Raw genomic sequence first — 19,510 nt, 5'->3', positions numbered from 1 at the left:
GATGTTGATCAACATGGTCCGAGCACCAGAGCCGCCCGGTTCGCGGGCACGGCCCACCGGTGAAGTTCAGCCAAACGTTCCATGGAAGGCTGATGGTTCCGGTGGTCGAATCCGTTGCCCCGCTTCACGAAGCGGTCGGGGCAAACAGTGCAGATCCGGACAGATGTCCTCCCATTGACGATCATTTCCGGCCAGTTTTGCTACCGCCCGGCGCGCCGCGCCGCTGTGACCACGTCATTTCGCCAATGTCCGGAACTCGATCACGCAGGGTTTCGGCCTGGCTCTGCACGGCTACGACCGGTTGGTTGCGGCCTCGGAGCAATGGTTGCGTGGATGACGGACCGTCAACTCTACTGCTGGGTAGAATCGGTGGCGTTCATGACGGGCCCCGTGGGGGCGTCGACGACCCTACAATCGAGCGGTGACACGCCCCCGCGGCCCTTACCGGAACTCCCTGGCGAAGCGCCGGCAGATCATCGAAGCCGCCCTGACCGCGTTCGCCGAGGCCGGCCGCCGCACCGTCTCGGTCCGGGACATCGCCCAGCGGGCCGGCCTGACCGACGCCGGCGTGCTGCACCACTTCGGCAGCCGGGAGGCGCTGCTGACGGCGGCTCTGGAGGCCCGGGACGCGGAGGCCGGCGAGCCGGACGGGCGGGTGGCCGGGCCCGGGATGGTCCGGCTCTTCGCCGAGGTGGCGGCTGCCGCGGCCGAGCCCGACCAGCCCGCGCACGCCTTCCTGCGCGGCCGCAACCGCCGCCGGCGGGAGCGGAGCGCCCAGGCGCTGGTCGCCGAGGGCGCCGCCGGGGCCGTGGTGGCCGGCGCCATGGACCCGGCCCGGGCGGCGCGGCTCCTGCTGGCGGCGGCCGACGGCCTCCAGCTGCAGTGGCTGGTGGAGCCGGAGCTGGACCAGGCGGGCGACCTGGCGGCGCTCACCGAGGTGCTGGCGGCGGCGGTGCGGCAGGGGAGCGCGGTCGGGCCGTAGCTCTCCCGGGCGGATTGCTATGCTGACGGCGCGTCGGGCAGGACGACCACGGGGGTGCCCGGCGTGAACCGGCCGCCCGGGTCGGCCGCCACCGGTCAGCGCCGCGCCGCCGGGGCGAGCCAGAGGGCCTCGGCAGTGGCGCAGAGGGTGCCCGTGCGGGTCAGGATGGCGCTGCCGACCAGGTGCTTGCGGCCGGAGCGGGTGATCGGCCAGCCGAGGACCAGGTGCTCCACGCCCACCTGGACGGGGTGCAGCAGGGTGGCGGACAGTGAGGCGGTCACGGTGTTGGCGGGGGCGCCGCCGAAGAGGCGGGAGACCCAGCCGCCGGGGCAGTCGAGGCCGGCCCAGACGAGTTCGGCGGGCAGGGCGTCGCCCCCGGGGTACAGGGCCGGCTCGGGGGTCCAGACGGCGACGGCGCGGGAGTGCTCCGGCAGCGGGGCGAAGAGCTGGCGCAGCCCGCGGCCGGTGGCGCGTTCGGTGTTGCAGGCGAAGCAGTCGCCGCCGTCCAGCGGTCCGGTGCGGGCGAGTTCGCGGCCGGCGCGTTCGGCCTCGCGCCAACTCGGCAGCCGGTCCGGCGCGCTGACCGGGGCGCAGGGGCGGGCGCTGGTCAGAACGGCGTCGCCGTGGACCAGTTCACGGCCGCCGCGCTCGCGCTCGCGCAGTTCGACGGGCCGGCCGACCGGGGTGGGCCGGTGGAAGGAGACCTTGGCCGAGCCGCCCGGCACCTCCCGGGCCAGTAGTCCGGCGAGGTAGCCGCCGAAGGCCACCCCGGGGAACCCGTACACGTGGTCCGGCACAGTGACGGACCGCGCCTGCTTCGCCGTGCCGCCGTTCATGCCCCGTTCCGCCCCTCTGCCGCTGCCGCACCCGACCGACGCCGGCTCACATCCTGCCACCTCAGCGGGCGTAGCCGACGGGCAGCGAGGTCCGCAGCCCGGCGCCCTCGGGAAGGCGCGGGGCGGGGCGGCCGGTCAGCTCGGCGAGGGTGAAGTCGACGGTGCCGCCCAGACGTCGGCGGCGCGGACCAGCAGGCAATGGCCGGCGCCCGCCGCCTCCGGACGGCGGATCTGCGCCAGCTCGCCGGCCCGCTCCGGCTCGCTCAACCTCCCGCTCTCCTGAGCCGTGATCTCTCCGGCACTCAGGAGCCCGCTGGGGAGAGGGGGTTGACGGGCAGTGCACCGGCTCCAAAGTCCGCGATGACGCGATGACGGAGGTCACGGGCAGCGCACCACCTGGCCCGCCCAGGAGAGCCCGCCGCCGAAGCTCAGCAGCAGCACCGGCGCGCCCGGCTCCAGCTCCCGGCGCTCCACCAGCTTGGCCAGCGCCAGCGGCACCGAGGCGGCCGAGGTGTTGCCGGAGTCCACCACGTCCCGCGCCACCACCGTCCGCTGGTCGAGTCCGAGTTGGCGCACCAGCACCTCGATGATCCGCAGGTTGGCCTGGTGCGTCACCACCCCGCCCAGCTCGGCCACCGCCACCCCGGCCCGCTCGCAGGCCGCCAGCGCGACGGCCGGCAGCTCGGTGGTGGCCCAGCGGAACACCGTCTGGCCGTCCTGGGAGAAGGCCGGATGCCAGTCGTCGACCAGCCGGACGGCCTGGCCGCGGGTGGGGTCGGAGCCCCAGACCACCGGGCCGATGCCCGGCTCCGCGGCGGCGCTGAGCACCGCCGCGCCCGCGCCGTCGCCGAGCAGCACACAGGTGGAGCGGTCGGTCCAGTCGGTGAGATCGGACATCTTCTCGGCCCCGATCACCAGCGCGTGCCGCGCCGCCCCCGCGCGCAGCGAGTGGTCCGCCAGGGCCAGCGCGGTGCAGAATCCGGCGCAGCCGTTGTTGACGTCGAAGGCCACGGCGTCCGGTATGCCCAGGCGGCCGGCCACCTGGGCGGCGGTGGACGGGCAACGGTCGATCGCGCTGCAGGTGGCGACGGTGACCAGCCCGATCTCCCCGGGCACCAGGCCGGCCGCCGCCAGCGCCTTGCCGGCGGCGGCGGTGGCCAGGTCGGCCACGCTCTCCCGCGCCCCGGCGATCCGGCGGGTGGCGATGCCGGTGCGCCGGCGGATCCACTCGTCGCTGGTGTCGACCAGCCGCGCCAGGTCGTCGTTGGTGAGGACGCGCTCGGGCTGGTGGTGGCCGAGGGCGGTGATGCGGGATCCGGTCACGGCGGGTCCTCCGGTGCTCCAAGGGACAGCGGTCAGCCGGAATATAGCAACCGATCGGTCGGAAGCTAAATGTGCGGCACTCGGTACCATGGCGCCCATGAGCCCACGCAGATCCGCCGCCGAGGCGCGCCTGACCCGGCAGCGCATCATCGACCGCAGCGTCACCATCGCCTCGGTCGAGGGCCTGGAAGGACTGACCATCGGCCGGCTGGCGACCGACCTCGGCATGAGCAAGGCGGGCGTGCTCGGCCACTTCGGCACCAAGGAGGCGCTGCAACTGGCCACCCTGGACGGTGCCGGCGCGATCTTCGCCCGGCTGGTCTGGGAGCCCTGCGCCGACGCGGCGCCCGGACTCACCCGGCTGCGCGCCATCTGCGCGGCCTGGTCCGACTACCTGCTGCGCGAGCGCGGCACCTTCCCCGGCGGCTGCCTCTTCACCACCGCCGCCGTGGAGTTCGACGCCCGCCCCGGCGCGCTGCGGGACGCCGTCGCCCGGCTCTACACCGTCTGGCGCCGCCGGCTGGCCGCCGAGCTGGCCACCGCCGTCGAACTCGGCGAGCTCCCGCCGGAGAGCGAGCCCGAGCAGATCGCCTTCGAACTCCTCGGCGCCTACTTCGCGCTCAACCACACCGTGCTGCTGCACGGGGACCCGACCGCCGCGGACCGCACCCGGCGCGCCGTGGAGCGCCTGCTCGCTGGGTGATCCTCCAGCTCACCGGCCCTCCTCCGGTGTCCGCCACCACTCGTGGCCGCCCCCGCCGTGTTGCTTCAATCGCCGCGACGGACAAGCGGCGAACCGGGCGACCGGTGACGAACGGCAGGCGGACGTGGACCTCAACACGGTGGTGGAGCTGCGCGACGCGCGGCAGGCGGGCAGCTGGCGGCCGGGCGATGCCTGGCTGGGCGGCGGCACCTACCTCTTCTCCGAACCGCAGCCGCAGCTGCGCCGGCTGCTCGACCTCAGCCGCACCGGCTGGCCGCCGCTCACCGCCACCCCCGACGGCGGCCTGGAGATCGCCGCCACCTGCACCGTCGCCCAGCTCCTCCGGCACCCCAGGCCCTGGCCGGCCGGCCCGCTCTTCGAGCAGTGCTGCCATGCCTTCCTGGCCTCCTGGAAGATCTGGCACATGGCCACCGTCGGCGGCAACCTGTGCAACTCGCTGCCCGCCGGGCCGATGATCTCGCTCACCGCCGCGCTGGACGGCAGCTGCCGGCTGATCGGCCGGGACGGCGCGGTGCGCGAGGTGCCGGTGGCCGAGTTCGTCACCGGCGCGGGCCGCAACCTGCTGCGGCCCGGCGAACTGCTGCGGGCCGTCACCCTGCCCGGCCGGGCGCTGGCCGGCCGCACCGCCTTCCGGCAGTCCTCGCTCTACGGCCTGGGCCGCTCCGCCGCCCTGCTGATCGGCCTGCTCGACCCGCTGGACGGCGGCTTCACGCTCACGGTCACCGCCGCCACCGTCCGCCCGATCCGGCTCCGCTTCCCGTTCCCGCCCAACGCCGAGGCGCTGCGCGAGGCCCTGGAACACGCCGTGCGGCCGGCGGAGTACTTCGACGACATCCACGGTCTCCCCGCCTGGCGGCGGCACCTGACCTTCCACCACGCGGAGCAGATCCGCCGCGAACTCGCCGAGGAGGACGCCCGATGAGCTTCCGCATCCGGGTCAACCAGCAGGACTGCGCGACCGAACCGCGCCCCGGCCAGTGCCTGCGCACCTACCTGCGCGAGCACGGCTGGTTCGGGGTGAAGAAGGGCTGCGACGCGGGCGACTGCGGCGCCTGCACCGTGCAGGTGGACGGCGAGCCGGTGCACAGCTGCCTCTACCCGGCGCTGCGCGCCGACGGCCGCTCGGTCACCACGGTGGAGGGCCTGGCCGCGCCGGACGGCGAACTGCACCCGATGCAGCGGCGGTTCGTGGAGGCCCAGGGCTTCCAGTGCGGATTCTGCACGGCCGGCTTCCTGATGACCGCCAGCGCCCTGACCGAGGACCAGCTCCAGGACCTGCCGCGCTCGTTGAAGGGCAACCTGTGCCGCTGCACCGGCTACCGGGCGATCGAGGACGCGATCCGCGGCGTGCGCCACACCGAACTCCCGGAGGAGGGCCGGGCGGTGGGCCGCAGCCCGGGCGCCCCGGCCGGCCCGCAGGTGGTCACCGGCACCGCCCGCTACACCTTCGACATCGAGGTCGAGGGACTGCTGCACATGAAGCTGCTGCGCTCCCCGCACCCGCACGCCAGGATCCGCGCCATCGACACCAGCGCCGCGCTCCGGGTGCCGGGCGTGCGCGCGGTGTTCACCCACCACGACGCCCCGCAGCGGCTCTACTCCTCGGCCCGCCACGAGCACCCCACCGAGGACCCGGACGACACCCGGGTGCTCGACGAGGTGGTCAGATTCGCCGGCCAGCGGGTCGCCGCCGTCGTCGCCGACAGCGAGGCCGCCGCCGAGGAGGGCTGCCGCCGGATCGAGGTCGACTACGAGCTGCTGCCCTACGTGCTCGACCCGGAGCAGGCGATGGCACCCGGCGCGCCGGTCATCCACCCCAAGGGCCCGGAATCCCGGATCGCCCGGCCCAGCGCCAACACGGTCGGCGAGGTGCACGGTGAAATCGGCTCGGTGGCAAAGGGCTTGGCCGAGGCGGCGGTGGTCTACCAGGAGACCTTCCGGACCCAGCGGGTGCAGCACGCGAGCCTGGAGACGCACGGCGCCGTCGCCTGGTTCGAACCCGACGAGACGGGCGCGGAGCGGCTGGTGGTGCGCTCCTCCACCCAGGTGCCGTTCCTCACCCGGCGCGCCCTGTGCGCCCTCTACGACCTGCCCGAGGAGTACGTCCGGGTGGTGGCCGGGCGGGTCGGCGGCGGCTTCGGCGGCAAGCAGGAGATGCTGGTCGAGGACATCCTGGTGCTGGCCGCACTGCGGCTGAAGCAGCCGGTCAAGCTGGAGTTCACCCGCGCCGAACAGTTCCTCGGCGCCACCACGCGGCACCCGTTCAGCGTCGGGATCACCCTGGGGGCAAAGGCCAACGGCGAGTTGACGGCATTTCAACTCCGGGTAGTCGCCGACACCGGGGCCTACGGAAACCACGGACCGGCCGTGATGTTCCACAGCGTCGGCGAGTCGATGGCCGTCTACCGGGCCCCGCACAAGAAGGTCGACGCCTACTCGGTCTACACCAACTCCGTTCCGGCCGGCGCCTTCCGGGGCTACGGCCTGGGCCAGGTCACCTTCGCCGTGGAGTCCGCGATGGACGAACTCGCCCGCCGGCTCGGCCTCGACCCGCTGGTGCTGCGCGAGCGCAACATCATCGGCCCGGACGAGCCGATGCTCAGCCCCGGCGGCGAGGAGGAGGACCTGCAGATCGCCAGCTACGGCCTGGACCAGTGCCTGGCCGTGGTGCGCGAGGCGATCGCCGGCGACACCAGCACCGCCGACGCGCCCGCGGGCTGGCTGGTCGGCCAGGGCAGCGCCATGTCGATGATCGCCACCGGCCCGCCCGGCGGCCACTTCGCCGACGCCGCGGTCCGGCTGCTGGACGACGGCACCTACCAGGTCGACGTCGGCACGGCCGAGTTCGGCAACGGCACGACCACCGTGCACCAGCAGATCGCGGCCGGCGCACTGGGCACCACGGTGGACCGGATCACCATCCGGCAGTCCGACACCGACCTGGTCGGCCATGACACCGGCGCCTTCGGCTCGGCCGGCACCGTGGTCGCCGGCAAGGCCGTGATGAAGGCCGCCAACGCGCTCGCCGAGCAACTGCTCAGCTTCGCCGCCGAGTACGCCCGCACCCCGCGCGCCCTGTGCCGGCTCACCCGGGAGGCCGTGCGCTGCGAGGACCGGACGGTGCCGCTGAAGGAACTGCACGCGGCCGCCCGGGAGCGCGGCGTCGAACTGGCCGGCCAGGGCCACTGGGGCGGCTCGCCCCGCTCGGTCGCCTTCAACGCCCAGTGGTTCCGGATCGCCGTCGACCCCGACACCGGCGAGATCCGGATCCTGCGCAGCGTGCACGCCGCCGACGCCGGCCGGGTGATGAACCCGATGCAGTGCCGCGGCCAGGTCGAGGGCGGGGTGGCCCAGGCCCTCGGCGCCACCCTGTTCGAACAGGTGCTGCTGGACGAGGCCGGCCAGGTCAGCACCGCGGCCTTCCGCCGCTACCGGCTGCCCGCCTTCGCGGACGTGCCGCGCACCGAGGTGCACTTCACCGAGACCTCCGACGCGATCGGCCCGCTCGGCGCCAAGTCGATGAGCGAGAGCCCGTTCAACCCCGTCGCGCCCGCCTTCGCGAATGCGCTGCGGGACGCCACAGGCGTACGTTTCACCGAAGTGCCGTTGCTGCGCGACCGGGTCTGGCAGGCCCTGGCGCGCCGCCGCGGTGGCGGAAATGACTGACCGGACCTGGAGAGCGCCTGCTTGGCCCCTTCTCAGCCGGGCAGACGGGCCCTAGTATCGCGTCCACCTCGGGGACGACGCCGTTCCCCCGACCGGTCACCGGACCGGTGGCGTCGTCCCCGCCCTGACGAGGAGGCCATCGTGGTCACCACTGAAACCCGTCCGGAGCAGGCGACCACGCCGCGCACCCTGGACGAGGTTCCCGGCTGGTTCTGGCCGATCGACCAGCAGCTGTTCGGCTGGCTGCTGGATCAGCAGAGCGAATCCGGGCTCCGCGGCGACCTGCTGGAGCTGGGCAGCTACCTGGGGCGCAGCGCCATCGTGATGGGCGCCCACCTGCGCCCGGGTGAGTCCTTCACGGTCTGCGACCTGTTCGACTCCGAGGCCCCGGACGGCGAGAACGCCGCCGAGATGGCGATGTCCTACCGCAAGACGCTCACCAGATCGGCCTTCGAGCGCAACTACCTGGCCTTCCACTCCGAGCTGCCGACCATCGTGCAGGCCCCCACCTCGGTGCTCGGCGACGGCCGGATCAGCCCCGGCAGCTGCCGCTTCGTGCACATCGACGCCTCGCACCTGTATGAGCACGTCGCCGTGGACATCCGCACCGCCAAGGCCGCGCTCGGGCCCGGCGGCATCGTCGTGCTGGACGACTTCCGCTCCCAGCACACGCCCGGCGTGGCCGCCGCGGCCTGGGAGGCGGTCTTCCGGCTCGGCCTGCGCCCGGTCTGCGTCACCCCGGAGAAGCTCTACGGTGTCTGGGGCGACCCGGAGCCGCTGCAGAGCGCACTGATCGAGCTCGGCGGGGACGTGGCGGACTGCTACCTGGACGTGGACGTGGTGGCCGGGCGGCAGCTGGTGCGGCTCTCCGGGCGCGGCGTCGCCAAGCTGATGCCGGAGGCCGAGCGGGCGCCCTGGGCCGACTCCGAGTCGGAGCCCGGGGGGGAGCAGCCGTCGGCGCCGCGCGCGCCGCAGCCGGCGCCGGCACCCCGGCCCGGCCCGTCGGCCGCCCGGCGGCTGGCCAAGGACCTGCTGCCGCCGGTCGCGGTGCGGGCGCTGCGCAAGCTCCGGGCCGGCGACCACTAGCCGGCGTGGTGAAACGTTCCTGCTGGTCGGCGGGCCGGTGACGGGTCCGGGCGGGCCGTGATCCGCACGGCCGGGTCCAGGCACCAGTCCAGCACCGCCGGCCAGCGGCCGTAGCCCGAATCCGGGTTCAGGTGGGCCCCGGCCGGCACCAGGTCGGTGTCCAGCGGCCCCAGCCACTCCGCGCCGCCCAGCCCGTACGGATCGCCCTCGCCCAGCACCAGCCGGGTCGAGGGCGGCAGTGCGGGCAGCGGCCGGGGCGCGGCGAAGGCGGCGATCTCCGGGATGCCGGCCAGCACCCCGGGGGAGGGCGGGGCGACCAGCAGCAGCCGGTCCGCGGGCGGGCAGTGCGGCACCGCCGCCGCCCGCAGCCAGAGCAGGCAGCCCAGGCTGTGGCAGACCACCACCCGCTCCCGCCAGGGCAGCACCGGCCGGTCCCGCAGCTCGGCCAGCCAGCGCTCCGGATCGGGGCGGTCCGGGTCGGGCAGCTGCGGGTAGTCCACCGCATGGCCCAGCGCGGACAGCTCCCCGGCCAGCCAGTGCTGCCAGTGGCCGGGCGGCCGGTGGTTGCGGTACCCGTGCAGCAGCAGGAAGGCCTTCGGCTCGATCGTCATGCCGGCGATTCTCACCCGGACGCCGGAACACACTCCAGTTAATCTTTACGAGTGGATCCGGTAAGCGAAACCTTCACGATCGACCTGCGGCGGCTCGGCGTGCTCCGCGAGCTGCAGCGCCGCGGCAGCCTGGCCAGGACCGCCGAGGCGCTGCACCTGACGCCCTCGGCCGTCTCCCAGCAGCTCGCCGCGCTGGCCCGGGAGGCCGGGGTGCCGCTGATCGAGCGGCAGGGCCGGGGCGTGCGGCTCACCGGGCAGGCACGGCTGCTGCTGCAGCACGCGGACCTGATCGCCGCCCAGCTGGAGCGGGCCCGGGCCGACCTGCTGGAGTTCCGGCAGGGCCGCCGGGGCGCCGTCACCATCGGGGCGTTCGGCAGCGGCATCCTGGGCCTGCTGCCCGCCACCGTGCGCTCGCTCGCCGAGGACCGGCCGGAGCTGCGGATCTCCGTCATCGAGGCCGAACCCCCGGACGCCTTCACGGCCTTGGACGGCGGGCGGTTCGACCTGGTGGTCGCCGTGGACTTCGCGGCCGCGCCCCCGCACACCGACGCCCGCTACACCCGGTTCGACCTGCTCACCGACGTGCTCGACCTGGCGCTGCCCGCCGGCCACCCGGCCGCCGCGCGCGAGGAGGTGACGCTCCGTCAGCTGGCCTCCGAGCCGTGGATCGTGGGCGATCCGAGCAGCTGTTGCGGGGCCGTCACCCGGTCGGTCTGCGCGGCCGCCGGGTTCACCCCGGAGATCCGGCACCAGGTCAACGACTGGCAGGCGCTGGCCGCGCTGGTGGAGGCGGGCGCCGGAGTCGCGCTGGTGCCGCGGCTGGTGCAGCCGCTGCGCCGGCCGGGGGTGGTGCTGCGCCGGCCGGCCGACGCCCGGCCCGCCCGCACCGTCTTCGCCGCGGTCCGGGCCGGCTCGGAGGACGACCCGGTGCTGGCCGGGGTGGTGGAGCGACTGCGGGTGATCGCTGCGAAAGCCGAGCGGGCCGGCGGCGACCTATGACATGGTCTCAGCTGACCGGCAGGCCGCCGGCCCGCCGCGCAGCTGGAGGAACGCACCCGTGGACCCCTCACTCACCGACCTGTTCTCGCTGAAGGGCCGCACCGCGCTGGTAACCGGCGGCAGTTCGGGCATCGGCCGGGGGATCGCCGAGGGCCTCTGCCGGGCCGGCGCGCAGGTGGTGCTGGCAGCCCGCGACACCGGGCGGCTGGCGCGCACCGCCGCCGAGTTCCGCGCCCTCGGCGGCAGCGCCGACTGGATCGGGGCCGACCTGAGCAGCCGGGCGGGCGTGCAGGAGCTGGCCGAGCTGACCGCCGAGCGGCACGGGCCGGTGGACGTGCTGGTCAACTCCGCGGGCATCAACCTGCGCCCGCCGATGGGTGAACTCGCGGAGCAGGAGTGGGACCTGACGATGCGGGTCAACCTGGACGCGCCGTTCCTGCTCGGCCAGCGGTTCGGGCCCGAGATGGCCGCCCGCGGCTGGGGCCGGATCATCAACCTGGCCTCCCAGCAGAGCATCCGGGCCTTCGGCAACAGCGGCGCCTACGGCGTCTCCAAGGCCGCGATCTCCGCGCTCACCCGCTCACAGGCGGAGGCCTGGTCGCCGAGCGGCGTCTGCGCCAACGCGATCGCGCCCGGCTTCGTGCACACCCCGCTGACCGAGGCGGTCTTCCGCGACCCGGCCCGCAGCGAGGCGATGGCCGGCCGGACCATGGCGGGCCGCAACGGCGGACCGGGCGACTTCACCGGCATCGCCGTCTTCCTCGCCAGCGAGGCCTGCGCCTACGTCACCGGGCAGACCATCTTCGTGGACGGCGGATTCTCGGTCACCTGACGGCCCGTCAGAAAACCGGTCGGGAACGATGCTGTCGGTGCGGGCGCGCAGCACCTAGGGTCGAGTGGGTCAGAACCGCACTGGAGAGGACGAATCGTGCGCTACCGGGAACTGGGACGCAGTGGGCTGTCGGTGTCGGAAATCGGGTACGGGGCGTGGGGGATCGGCGAGTCCTCCTGGGTCGGAGCCACCGAGGACGAGTCGCTGCGGGCCCTGCACCGGGCCATCGACCTCGGCGTCACCTTCATCGACACCGCCCGAGGCTACGGGGAGAGCGAGCGGATCGTCGGCCGGGTGGTCCGCGAGCGCAGCGCCGACCAGGTGTACGTGGCCACCAAGGTGCCGCCGAAGAACGGGATCTGGCCCGCGCCGGCCGGTGTCGACCCGGCCGAGGCCTTTCCCGGCGCGCACATCCGGCAGAGCCTGGAGACCAGCCTGCGCGCCAGTGGGCTCGACCACTTCGACGTGCTGCAGTTCCACGTCTGGAGCGACGAGTGGATGGAGCGCGGCGACTGGCTGGAGACCGTCGCCGAGCTGAAGCAGGCGGGCACCATCCGGCTGTTCGGCGTCTCGATCAACGACCACCAGCCGCAGAGCGCGCTGCGGCTGGTGCGCAGCGGCGTGGTCGACACCGTGCAGGTGATCTACAACATCTTCGACCAGAGCCCCGCCGCCGAGTTGCTGCCCGCCTGTGCGGAGCACGGCGTCGGCGTGATCGTCCGGGTGCCGCTGGACGAGGGCGGGCTGACCGGGCGGATCACCGCGGGCACCGAGTTCCCGGAGGGCGACTTCCGGGCCCGCTACTTCCGCGGCGACCGGCCCGCCCAGATCGAGCGGCGGGTCGCCGCGCTGACCGCCGACCTCGGCATCTCCACCGACGAACTCGCCGCCACCGCGCTGCGGTTCACCCTCTCCGACCCGGCCGTCTCGACCGTCATCCCCGGTATGCGGTCGGTGCGCAACGCGGAGCGCAACACCGAGGTCAGTGCGGCCGGGCCGCTCACCGAGGAGCAACTGGCGGTGCTCGCCAAGCACGCCTGGGACCGCAACTTCTACTCCTGACGGGTCGCCCCGCCGCCGTGTCCGTTTCGTTCAAGACCGGCGGCCGGGGCGCGGGCTAGCGTGGCGATCATGACTGAGAACGCACAGCCCCGCCTCGACCTGGTCGGCCTGGTCGTCGCCGACATGGCCGCCTCGCTCGCCTTCTACCGCCGCCTCGGCCTGGACCTGCCGGCCGAGGCGGACGGCGAACCGCACGTGGAGCACCGGCTCCCCGGCGGACTCCGGCTGGCCTGGGACACCGAGCAGACCGTCCGCAGCTTCGACCCCGGCTGGACGCCCGGCACCGGCGGCCACCGGATCGGCCTCGCCTTCGACTGCGGCACCCCGGCGGCCGTCGACACCGCCTACGCCGAGCTCACCGCGGCCGGCTACCACGGCCACCTGGCGCCCTGGGACGCCTTCTGGGGGCAGCGCTACGCGGTGGTGCACGACCCGGACGGCAACGGCGTGGACCTCTTCGCGGCGAACGCCTAACCCCTGGCCAGCAACTCGGTCAGCGGCACCCCGGTCAGGGCCCGGACCTCGCGGGACAGGTGGGCCTGGTCCGCGTAGCCGGACTCCGCCGCGACCAGGGCGAACGGGCGGCCGGCCCGGGCCCGGTCCAGGGCGCCGCCCAGGCGGAGCACCCGCTCCAGGGTCTTCGGGCCGTAGCCGAAGGCCGCCAGGCAGTGCCGGCGCAGCTGGCGCTCGCCGAGCCCCAGCCCTGCGGCGGTCTCGCCCACCGGGCGGCCGCGCCGGGCCGCGCGCAGCAGCGCCTCCGGCACCGCCGCCCGCCGCACCGGACCGGGCGCCGCCGCCGCGGCCAGCGCCTCCAGGGCGGCGGCCGGATCGTCCGCCGAGCCGATCCGTTCGGCGATCCCGGCCGCCGAACGGGGCCAGAGCGCGTCCAGCGGCACCCGCTGGTCGGTCAGCTCACTGGCCGGCACGCCCAGCACCAGCGGGGCCGTGCCCGGTGCGAAGCGCAGGCCGGTGTACTCCTCGCCGGCCCGGCCCGGCACCAGGTGGGCCGCGGTGTCCGGGCCGGCCACCAGCAGTTGCCGGCCGTCCCAGATCAGGTCCATGCAGCCGTCCGGCAGCACCCGAACCGGACCCGGCGCCGCGACCGCGCGACGCCGGGTCCAGAGCACCGCGCCCGGCAGCAGGGGCGAACTCCACTCGCTGTACACCCGTCCATTCAACCGCGTCGGCGGGGGCGCCGGCGCGGCGGGCGGGTCACTCCTCCGGCAGCGCCTCCACCGCGTTGGCCCGGGCCGTGCGGGCGTACCAGCGGGCGCTCGACTTCGGGATCCGGCGCTGGGTCTCGTAGTCCACGTAGAGCGCGCCGAACCGCTTCTGGTAGCCGTAGGCCCACTCGAAGTTGTCCATCAGCGACCAGAGGAAGTAGCCGCGGACGTCCGCGCCGTCCGCGATCGCCCGGTGCACCGCCGCCAGGTGGCCGTGCAGGTAGGCGACCCGCTCCGGGTCGTGCACCTCGCCGGACTCGTCCAGCCGGTCGTCGAAGGCCGCGCCGTTCTCGGTGATCAGCAGCGGCAGGCCGGGCTTGGCGCGGGCGGTCTCGGTGATCAGGTCGTAGAGCCCGGACGGGTCGATCGACCAGCCCATCGCCGTGGTCTCGCCCGGCGGCCGGTGGAAGACCACGTGCTCGGCGCCCGGCCACGGCGAGTGCTCGCTGGCGCCGTGCGCGTCGTGCTCGCTGCTGCCGCCCTCCGAGCTGTCCGCCGCCGAGACCAGGGTCGGGGTGTAGTAGTTGAGGCCCAGCAGGTCGAAGGGGGCGCCGATCGCGGCCTCGTCGCCCGGGCGCACCAGCTCGTCCCAGTCCACCACGTGCGCGGTGTCGGCCAGCAGGTCGGTCGGGTAGCCGCCGTGCAGCAGCGGCCCGGTGAAGACCCGGTTGCCCACCGCGTCGATCCGCCGCGCCGCGTCCAGATCGTCCTGACTGTCCGTCAGGGCACGCACCTGGTGCAGGTTGAGGCTGATCGCCAGCTGGGCGGAGGAGGGCAGCACCGAGCGCAGCGCGGCCACCGCCCGGCCGTGGCCGAGGTTCAGGTGGTGGGCGGCGCGCAGCGCGTCCGCCGGGTCGGTGCGGCCCGGCGCGTGCACGCCCGAGCCGTAGCCCAGGAAGGCCGAGCACCAGGGCTCGTTGAGCGTGGTCCAGACCGCCACCCGGTCGCCCAGCGCCTCGGCGGCCAACTGCGCGTACTCGCCGAACCGCTCCGCCGTGGCCCGCACCGGCCAGCCGCCCGCGTCCTCCAACTCCTGCGGCAGGTCCCAGTGGTAGAGGGTGGCCACCGGCTTGATGCCGGCCGCCAGCAGCTCGTCCACCAGCCGGCGGTAGAAGTCCAGGCCGCTTTCCAGCGCCGGACCGCGCCCGGTCGGCTGCACCCGCGACCAGGAGATCGAGAACCGGTACGCCTGGATGCCCAACTCGGCCATCAGCGCCACGTCGTCGCGGAACCGGTGGTAGTGGTCGGTGGCCACGTCGCCGGTGTCGCCGTTGACCACCTTGCCCGGAGTGTGGCTGAAGGTGTCCCAGATGGAGGGTGTGCGCCCGCCCTCCTGGGCGGCGCCCTCCACCTGGTAGGCGGCGGTGGCCGCGCCCCAGAGGAACCCGGGCGGGAAGGAGAGCCGGTCGGGCCGCAGCCCGGGGGAGTCGGCGAGGTCGGTGGTGCGAGGGGCCAGCGTCATGTGAAGCGCTCCCAATCTGTAGTGAGACAACGGCGGGTCAGCCCTTCACGGCGCCCTGGGTGATACCGCCGACGATCTGTCGGCCGAACAGGATGAAGACCAGCAGCAACGGCAGTGTGCCGATCAACGCTCCGGCCATGATGACCGACCAGTCGGTGGACCAGCCGGTGCCCAGGCCGGCCAGTGCGACCTGGACGGTCGGATTGGTCGAGCCGTTCATCGCGATGATCGGCCAGAGGAAGTCGTTCCAGGACTGCACGAAGGTGAGCATGCCCAGCACCGCCATGGCCGGCCGGGCGATCGGCACCACCACGTGCCAGACCACCCGCAGCGAGTTGGCGCCGTCCACCCGGGCCGCCTCCAGCAGTTCGGTGGGCAGCGCGCCGATCAGGTACTGGCGCATGAAGAAGACGCCGAAGGCGGTCACCAGGGTCGGCATGATCAGTGCCTCCAGGTGGTTGCCCCAGCCCAGGTTCTTCATCAGGATGAAGAGCGGGACCACGCTCAACTGGGCCGGGACCGCCAGGGTGGCGACCACCAGGCCCATCAGCATGCCGCTGCCGGCGAACCGCAGCTTGGCGAAGGCGAAGCCGGCCAGCAGCGAGAAGGCCACCGTGCCGAGCGTCACCGACCCCGCCACCAGCGTCGAGTTGACCAGTGCCACGCCCATGCCGCGGCCGCCCGCGTTGTGCCAGACGTAGGAGAGGTTCTTGAACAGGTTGGGACCCGGGATCAGCGGCGGCGGGCTGGAGACCACCCGGTGGGTGTCGGTGGAGGCCGCCACCAGGGTCCAGTACAGCGGGAAGAGCGATACCAGTGCCACCACGATCAGCACCACGTAGGTGAGCGGGCCCGCGTCGTGCGTGCGACCTGCCCTGGACATGCTCCTCCTCCTCGCGGCCGGCCGGGGCGCCGCGCCCCGCCGGGCCGCCGGCGTCGCCGGGACGCTCGCTTCGGTGGTCGTCATCTCGCGTCCCCTCACTGCGATCGCCGCAGCCAGCGGGCGATCAGGGCGTTGGCCAGGCCGAGCAGCAGGAGCAGCGCGAACATCGTCCAGGCCACCGCGGAGGCCCGGCCCAGCATGCTGTTGTGGAAGCCCTGGTCGTACATCAGCACGCCGAGCGTCTCGTACTGGTTGGCGGTGCCGCCCTGGTGGCCGCTCTGGCCGCCGAACAGGAAGGGCTCGCCGAAGAGTTGGGTGGCTCCGATGGTGGAGATCACCACCGTGAACAGGATCGTCGGGCGCAGCGCCGGCACCGTCACGTGCCAGAACTGCCGCAGCCGGTTGGCACCGTCGATCGACGCGGCCTCGTAGAGGTCACCGGGCACCGCCTGCATCGCGGCCAGGTAGATCAGCGCGTTGTAGCCGGTCCACCGCCAGGTCACGATGATGGAGATGGCGATCTGCGAAGTCCACTTGCCCGCTTCCCAGTTGATCGGCGAGAAGCCGAACAGGTGGATGAACCAGTTGGCCATCCCGCCCTCGGGGCTGAAGATCAGGGCGAACACCAGGGTGGCCGCGGCCACCGAGGTGGCGTACGGCGCCAGCAGCGCGGTGCGCAGGAAACCCCGGCCCCGCAGCTTGTAGTTGAGCAGGTGAGCCAGGCCGATCGCCATCGCCAGCTGCGGAACGGTGGAGAGCGCGCCGAGCGTGAAGGTGTTGCCCAGGGCGTTCCAGAAGAAGTGGCTGGGCGCGCCGGTGAACAGGTCGGAGTAGTTCTTGAACCCCACCCAGCGGGCCTGGCCGACGTTGTACAGGCTGACCTGGTGCAGCGAGAGCCAGCCGGTGTAGAGCAGGGGGAAGAGCCCGAAGGCAGCGAAGACGATGAAGAAGGGGGCGACGAACGCGTAGGGCGTGCCCTTGCTGTCCCAGCGGTACAACCGGCTGCGCCAGGCCTGGCGGCGCCGGTCGTCGATCGGGGTGGCCACGGGTGGTTTCCTTCCGTGGTGTCGGACCCGGGGCCGGGCGGGCGGCTGCCCGGCCCCGGGAGTTCGGATCACTGAATGCTGCTGTCGATCTGCTGGAGGGTGGCGTTCCACGCGTCGGTCGCGCTCTTGTGGTTCTGCTCGACCAGCAGGATGCCGTTGCTGAAGTCGCTCTGCAGGTCACCGGCGTGCGGACCGGTCTCGGCCGGCTGGATCGCCTTGGCCGCCGTCGAGAAGATCTGGCCGGTGGGCGCGTTCGGACCGATGTAGGGGTTCTTGTAGTCGGTCACCTCGCTGAGCGAGTAGGCGCCCTGGTTCGACGGGATGTTGCCGACCGCCTGGAACACCTTCGCCTGCTGCGGGGCCGCGGTCAGCCAGGCCACCAGCGCCTCGGCGGCGGCCTTGTGCTTGCCGGAGGACGGCACGGCGAGGAAGGATCCGCCCCAGTTGCCGGCCGCGGGGGCCTGCGCCACGTTCCACTTGCCGGCGTTGGCGGAGCCGGAGTACTTCTGGATGTTGGCCTGCTGCCAGGACGGGCAGATCGTGGTGGCGAAGGTGGAGTTCGCGAAGGCGGTCTGCCACGGCGGGTCGAACTCCTTGAGGCCCGCGGAGAGGCCGGCGGAGTCCGCCTGCATCGCCAGGTCCCAGGCGGACTTCACGCTCGGCGAGTCCTTGTAGTCGAGCTTGCCGCCCTTGTAGTACTGCTGGGTGGAGGAGGAGACCACACCGTTGAACATGCCGGTGGCGGTGTCCATGAAGAAGGTGCCCTTGGGCGCCTTGGCCTGGAAGGCCTTGCCCTGGTCGACGAACTTCGACCAGTCGCCCGCCCACAGGGCGCTGACGGCGGCGGGGTCGGTGGGCAGTCCGGCGGCCTGGAAGAGGTCCTGCCGGTAGCAGATGGCCATCGGGCCGACGTCGGTGCCCAGCGCGATGGTCCGGCCGTTGCCGGTGGCCTGCTGCCACTTCCACGGCAGGTAGTCGCCCTGGTTGACGCCCGAGACCTTGGACAGGTCCTCGAAGTCGTTGTTCATCGCGTCCGAGGTGGCCAGCGAGATGCGGCCGACCTCCAGGGCCTGGACGTCGTCCATGCCGCTGCCGGCGGCCAGGTGGGTCTGCAGGGCCGTCCAGTAGTCGGCTTCCTGGGTGGTGGTGTCTTCCTTGATGGTGATGTTCGGGTGAGCGGCCATGTAGGCGTCGAACAGCCCGGCCTCCTTGTAGCCGAAGGTGCCGAAGTCGCCCACGGTCAGGGTGATCTTCTGGCCGGCGTCCGCGCTCGGCGAGCTGCTGCCGCCGCCGCTGGAGGAGCAGGCGGTCAGCAGCAGCGCGGAGGCGGCGAGCGCGCCGGCGCCGAGCAGGGCGGATCTGCGGGGCCGGGTGGTTCGGTTCTGGTGCACAGGGGCTCCTTTAGGGCCTGGAGACCGGGAGTTGTACCTCGGTGTAGCCGTTCGGTGGGCTCTGCGGTTTACTGTGGGAGCGCTCCCAACGACTTGCCGGAAGGTTGCTGCCTGCCGGGTGTGTGTGTCAAGGGGGCTGCGTGGATGTAACCGATGCGTGTCCTGGCGGGACCGGGCAGGACCAGTGGGACCTTGAGAGGCAGGACACGGATGAGCAGCACGGGGCAGGGACGGGACCCGGTGATCGCCCGGCCCAGACCCACCTTGGAGGAGGTGGCGGCGCTGGCGGGGGTCGGCCGGGGTACGGTGTCGCGGGTGATCAACGGGTCGCCGCGGGTGAGCGAGCGGGCGCGGGCGGCGGTGGAGCAGGCGGTGGCCGAGTTGGGCTACGTGCCGAACCGGGCGGCGCGGACGCTGGTGACCTCCCGGGCGGACGCGATCGCGCTGGTGGTGCCGGAGGCGCAGACCCGGCTGTTCTCGGAGCCGTACTTCGCGGACATCATCAGCGGAGTGTCCGCCGAACTGGCGGACACCGAGATGCAGTTGCTGCTGGTGCTGGTGCGCAACCAGCGGGAGCGGGACCGGCTGTCGGCCTATCTGCGGGCGCAGCGGGTGGACGGGGTGCTGCTGGTGGCGGTGCACCGGGACGATCCGCTGCCGGGGGTGCTGGAGCAGTTGGGGATTCCGGCGGTGCTCGCGGGCCGGCGGGGCGAGCAGGAGCCGCTGAGCTACGTGGCGGCGGACAACGCGGGCGGCGCGCGGATGGCGGTGCGCCACCTGCTGCGGCGCGGCTGCCGGCGGATCGCCACCATCACCGGACCGCTGGACCACGAAGGCGCCGAGGCCCGGCTGGCGGGCTACCGGGCGGCCCTGGTCGAGGGGCTGGGCGGGGCCCGGGACGGGCGGGCGCGGGAGCGGCCGGTGGAGCTGGTCGCGGTGGCCGACTTCACCGAGCAGGGCGGGCGCCTGGCCATGGCCGAGCTGCTGCAGCGGGATCCCGGGTTGGACGCGGTGTTCTGCGCCTCGGACGTGATGGCGGCCGGGGCGCTGCAGGTGCTGCGGGCGGCCGGGCGGCGGGTGCCGGAGGAGGTGGCGCTGGTCGGCTTCGACGACTCGATCGTGGCCCGGCACACCGAGCCGCCGCTGACCAGCGTGCGCCAGCCCACCGAGGAGATGGGGCGGGCGATGGCCCGGCTGCTGCTCGACGACATCGCCGGTCCTGGGCGGGCCCGGCGGCAGCTGGTGCTGGCGACCGAGCTGGTCACCCGGGACTCCGCCTAGGGAACGCGAACCGGCCGCGGGGGGGGGGGCCCGGGGGGGGCCCCCCCCCCCCGCCGGGGGGGGGGGGCCGCGGGGGGGCCCCCCCCCGGGGCCCCGGGGGGCG

At 73.7% G+C, this 19,510-nt stretch carries 19 protein-coding genes; 10 read left to right on the top strand and 9 right to left on the bottom strand.

Features of this window, described 5'->3' with window-relative positions:
* Positions 1–421: 421 nt before the first annotated feature.
* Positions 422–982, top strand: coding sequence for a TetR/AcrR family transcriptional regulator (locus tag ACFYNO_RS11630; RefSeq protein WP_388009235.1), 561 nt, complete (start codon positions 422–424; stop codon positions 980–982).
* Positions 983–1,077: 95 nt separating this feature from the next.
* Here ACFYNO_RS11630 and ACFYNO_RS11625 read toward each other — a convergent pair whose 3' ends face one another.
* The 3 genes from ACFYNO_RS11625 to ACFYNO_RS11615 all read right to left on the bottom strand — a co-directional run bounded on the left by ACFYNO_RS11625 (position 1,078) and on the right by ACFYNO_RS11615 (position 3,141).
* Entirely contained in the window at positions 1,078–1,818 is a 741-nt protein-coding gene (locus ACFYNO_RS11625; RefSeq protein ID WP_388009232.1) for a hypothetical protein, read from the bottom strand.
* 61 nt (positions 1,819–1,879) lie between these two features.
* Positions 1,880–2,017: a hypothetical protein gene (locus ACFYNO_RS11620; RefSeq protein WP_388009229.1), complete on the bottom strand. Its 138-nt coding sequence runs from the start codon at positions 2,015–2,017 to the stop codon at positions 1,880–1,882.
* A gap of 179 nt (positions 2,018–2,196) precedes the next feature.
* Positions 2,197–3,141: a beta-ketoacyl-ACP synthase III gene (locus ACFYNO_RS11615; RefSeq protein WP_388009226.1), complete on the bottom strand. Its 945-nt coding sequence runs from the start codon at positions 3,139–3,141 to the stop codon at positions 2,197–2,199.
* Between the two features lie 97 nt (positions 3,142–3,238).
* Between ACFYNO_RS11615 and ACFYNO_RS11610 the strand changes: the two genes are divergently transcribed.
* The 4 genes from ACFYNO_RS11610 to ACFYNO_RS11595 all read left to right on the top strand — a co-directional run bounded on the left by ACFYNO_RS11610 (position 3,239) and on the right by ACFYNO_RS11595 (position 8,617).
* Positions 3,239–3,844 carry a TetR/AcrR family transcriptional regulator gene (locus tag ACFYNO_RS11610; RefSeq protein WP_388009223.1) on the top strand — a complete coding sequence of 202 codons (606 nt, stop codon included), beginning with the start codon at positions 3,239–3,241 and terminating at the stop codon, positions 3,842–3,844.
* Between the two features lie 124 nt (positions 3,845–3,968).
* Positions 3,969–4,787, top strand: coding sequence for an FAD binding domain-containing protein (locus ACFYNO_RS11605; RefSeq protein WP_388009220.1), 819 nt, complete (start codon positions 3,969–3,971; stop codon positions 4,785–4,787).
* On the top strand, positions 4,784–7,531 hold the full coding sequence (locus ACFYNO_RS11600; protein ID WP_388009217.1) for a molybdopterin-dependent oxidoreductase: 2,748 nt from the start codon (positions 4,784–4,786) through the stop codon (positions 7,529–7,531). The genes ACFYNO_RS11605 and ACFYNO_RS11600 overlap by 4 nt, the downstream gene beginning before the upstream one ends.
* Before the next feature lie 141 nt (positions 7,532–7,672).
* Positions 7,673–8,617: a class I SAM-dependent methyltransferase gene (locus ACFYNO_RS11595; RefSeq protein WP_388009214.1), complete on the top strand. Its 945-nt coding sequence runs from the start codon at positions 7,673–7,675 to the stop codon at positions 8,615–8,617.
* Here ACFYNO_RS11595 and ACFYNO_RS11590 read toward each other — a convergent pair.
* On the bottom strand, positions 8,614–9,228 hold the full coding sequence (locus ACFYNO_RS11590) for an RBBP9/YdeN family alpha/beta hydrolase (RefSeq protein ID WP_388009211.1): 615 nt from the start codon (positions 9,226–9,228) through the stop codon (positions 8,614–8,616). The genes ACFYNO_RS11595 and ACFYNO_RS11590 overlap by 4 nt on opposite strands.
* Before the next feature lie 51 nt (positions 9,229–9,279).
* Here ACFYNO_RS11590 and ACFYNO_RS11585 point away from each other — a divergent pair, with 51 nt between their 5' ends.
* From ACFYNO_RS11585 to ACFYNO_RS11570, 4 genes are all read left to right on the top strand, one after another.
* Entirely contained in the window at positions 9,280–10,227 is a 948-nt protein-coding gene (locus ACFYNO_RS11585) for a LysR family transcriptional regulator (protein ID WP_388009208.1), read from the top strand.
* Positions 10,228–10,285: 58 nt separating this feature from the next.
* On the top strand, positions 10,286–11,059 hold the full coding sequence (locus ACFYNO_RS11580) for an SDR family NAD(P)-dependent oxidoreductase (RefSeq protein WP_388009205.1): 774 nt from the start codon (positions 10,286–10,288) through the stop codon (positions 11,057–11,059).
* Between the two features lie 96 nt (positions 11,060–11,155).
* Positions 11,156–12,121 carry an aldo/keto reductase gene (locus tag ACFYNO_RS11575; RefSeq protein ID WP_388009202.1) on the top strand — a complete coding sequence of 322 codons (966 nt, stop codon included), beginning with the start codon at positions 11,156–11,158 and terminating at the stop codon, positions 12,119–12,121.
* Between the two features lie 69 nt (positions 12,122–12,190).
* Entirely contained in the window at positions 12,191–12,595 is a 405-nt protein-coding gene (locus ACFYNO_RS11570) for a VOC family protein (protein ID WP_388009199.1), read from the top strand.
* Here the strand turns inward: ACFYNO_RS11570 and ACFYNO_RS11565 are convergent.
* The 5 genes from ACFYNO_RS11565 to ACFYNO_RS11545 form a co-directional block, all read right to left on the bottom strand.
* Entirely contained in the window at positions 12,592–13,287 is a 696-nt protein-coding gene (locus ACFYNO_RS11565) for a helix-turn-helix domain-containing protein (protein ID WP_388009196.1), read from the bottom strand. The genes ACFYNO_RS11570 and ACFYNO_RS11565 overlap by 4 nt on opposite strands.
* A 46-nt stretch (positions 13,288–13,333) precedes the next feature.
* Entirely contained in the window at positions 13,334–14,806 is a 1,473-nt protein-coding gene (locus tag ACFYNO_RS11560; protein ID WP_388009193.1) for a glycoside hydrolase family 1 protein, read from the bottom strand.
* A gap of 37 nt (positions 14,807–14,843) precedes the next feature.
* On the bottom strand, positions 14,844–15,773 hold the full coding sequence (locus tag ACFYNO_RS11555; protein ID WP_388009190.1) for a carbohydrate ABC transporter permease: 930 nt from the start codon (positions 15,771–15,773) through the stop codon (positions 14,844–14,846).
* An 11-nt stretch (positions 15,774–15,784) separates the two neighbouring features.
* Entirely contained in the window at positions 15,785–16,735 is a 951-nt protein-coding gene (locus tag ACFYNO_RS11550) for a carbohydrate ABC transporter permease (protein WP_388009187.1), read from the bottom strand.
* A gap of 68 nt (positions 16,736–16,803) precedes the next feature.
* The gene (locus ACFYNO_RS11545) at positions 16,804–18,126 is read right to left on the bottom strand and encodes an extracellular solute-binding protein (RefSeq protein WP_388009184.1); all 1,323 of its coding nucleotides are present in this window, start codon (positions 18,124–18,126) and stop codon (positions 16,804–16,806) included.
* A gap of 210 nt (positions 18,127–18,336) precedes the next feature.
* On the opposite strand from ACFYNO_RS11545, the gene ACFYNO_RS11540 reads away from it, so the two are divergent.
* Entirely contained in the window at positions 18,337–19,407 is a 1,071-nt protein-coding gene (locus tag ACFYNO_RS11540) for a LacI family DNA-binding transcriptional regulator (protein WP_388009181.1), read from the top strand.
* Positions 19,408–19,510: the final 103 nt, after the last annotated feature.

The sequence above is a fragment of the Kitasatospora sp. NPDC006697 genome (assembly GCF_042869935.1).
Lineage (GTDB): Bacteria > Actinomycetota > Actinomycetes > Streptomycetales > Streptomycetaceae > Kitasatospora.
The sequence above is the reverse complement of the archived record's forward strand: the minus strand, read 5'-3'. Positions and strand labels throughout refer to the sequence as shown.